At 79.2% G+C, this 1,785-nt stretch carries 2 protein-coding genes; both read right to left on the bottom strand.

The window, feature by feature from the left end; all coding sequences use genetic code 11:
• The coding region (locus ACFXA3_RS42085; protein ID WP_385196733.1) for an NADH-ubiquinone oxidoreductase-F iron-sulfur binding region domain-containing protein at nt 1-1,254 on the bottom strand (1,254 nt) is incomplete at its 3' end.
• Nucleotides 1,251-1,733: a hypothetical protein gene (locus tag ACFXA3_RS42080; protein ID WP_385196730.1), complete on the bottom strand. Its 483-nt coding sequence runs from the start codon at nt 1,731-1,733 to the stop codon at nt 1,251-1,253. The genes ACFXA3_RS42085 and ACFXA3_RS42080, both read right to left, overlap by 4 nt.
• Nucleotides 1,734-1,785 lie beyond the last annotated feature (52 nt).

Raw genomic sequence — 1,785 nt, 5'->3', positions numbered from 1 at the left:
GATCTCGATCCAGTGGCGCCGGGTGGCGCCCCCGGTGGGTACGGGAGCCGGTCCGGCGCCGCCCCGCCGGCGCGCGGCGGCGCCCGCGGGGGCACCGCGCCGCCCGCCGGCGCCGCGGCCGGGCAGGGCCCGCGACCACCGGGTCAGGTTCGCCACGGTCTGCGGCCCGGCGGTGCCCGCGGCGAGGGCCCTGAGGGCGTCGTGGACCGCTGCCGTACCCGTCACGCAGACCCCGCACTGCCGTGCGCTCTCGGCGGCGAGGTGGCCGACGGCTTCGGCGGCGGCGGTCACCGGGCAGCTGCCGGGGGCGAGGAGGCGGATCGCCCCGCAGCCCAGTGCGGTGCCCGCCGCGGCGAGCGCGCCGGGTTCGAGGGGGAGGTCCAGGCCGCGGGCGTCGAGGAGTCCCCCGAACAGGCCGCCCATCAGGGCGCCGGCCGCATCCGGGGTTCCGTGGGCGGCTGCCAGCGTGCGCAGGGGGACCCCGTACGGGATCTCGGTGAGCAGCGGGGTGCCGCTGCCGCCGGACAGCGTCACCAGGGTGGAGCGGGCGATCCGCAGCCGCAGTCCGGGCCGGGCGGCGGTCAGGGCGATCCGGGCGAGCGTCTCGACGTTGGAGACCAGGGTGGGCGCGCCGCCGACGCCGCGCTCGAAGGGGCGGGGCGGTTTGGCGGTGGGCAGGGCGGGGCCGCCGTCGATCCTGCGCACGACCGCGCTCTCTTCGCCGGCCACGTAGGTGCGGGCCGTCTCGACGACCTCGATGGGCAGGGGCGGCGGGTGCTCGGCGAGGGCCCTGCGTACGCGGGCGCCCGCCTCCGGGTCGGAGAGGTAGACGTAGCCGCGTGCGGCCCCGGTCATCGCCGCGGCGTGGGCGAGGCCGTCGAGCACGAGGTGGGGCCGGGCCCGGAGCAGCCAGCGGTCCTTGACGGAACCCGGCTCGCCCTCCTCGCCGTTGGCGACCACGACCGGGACGCTGCCGCCCTCCCGGACGGCGCCCTCCCGAACGGCGCCCGCCCGGACGGCCCCCGCCCGCATGCCGGCCTCCCGGACGGCTCGCAGTTTGACGGCGGCCGGGAATCCGGCTCCGCCACGGCCCCGCAGGCCGCAGTCGTCGAGGTGGTGCAGCAGTTCGTCGGGGCCGACGGCGCTCCGGTAGCCGCCGGTGGCGCGGTACGCTCCGGCGCTCTCCGTCACGTCCGGTCGCACACCGAATACGGAGTCCGGCGGCTGCGCCGTCGGGAGTCGGATCGCGGTCATCGGCCGCCTCCTGTCCGGTCGGGGGTCCGCAGGGTGCGTACGGCGTTCTCGAGCGCGGTACGGTCCTGCGCGGTGCGGCCGTACCCGGCGCCCGGGAGGCCGATGAGCATGCGGTGGTGGTCGAGGACCACCTCGGCGGCGAGCAGGGCGGCCGCCCGGTCGCCCGGTCGTGAGCCCTCGGCCACGGAGGTCACCAGCTCGGTGACCTCGGCCAGGTAGCGGAGCCAGCCGTGCCGGCTGCCCCGCAGGACGAGGCGCTCCACGCGCCGCCGCTCGGCGGCTGCCCGTTCCGCGGTGGCCGGTTCCCCGGTGGCCGGGGCCCCTGTTGCCGGTTCCCCGGCCGGGGCCTCGGGCGGGGCCTCGGGCGGGGGTGACGGCGGAGCCGGGAACGGGGCGCGCAGGGCGGCGACCGCCGTGGGCAGTTCCCGCTCCGGTTCGGGGGTGAGCCCGAGCCAGTCCAGACGCCGACGACCGCTCATGCGTGCCTCCGGGGGGTGGGGTGGCGCCGTCGCCGGCGGCGGCGGAGCCGGG

It is taken from the genome of Streptomyces sp. NPDC059456, from assembly GCF_042750055.1.
Taxonomy (GTDB): domain Bacteria; phylum Actinomycetota; class Actinomycetes; order Streptomycetales; family Streptomycetaceae; genus Streptomyces.
The sequence above is the reverse complement of the archived record's forward strand: the minus strand, read 5'-3'. Positions and strand labels throughout refer to the sequence as shown.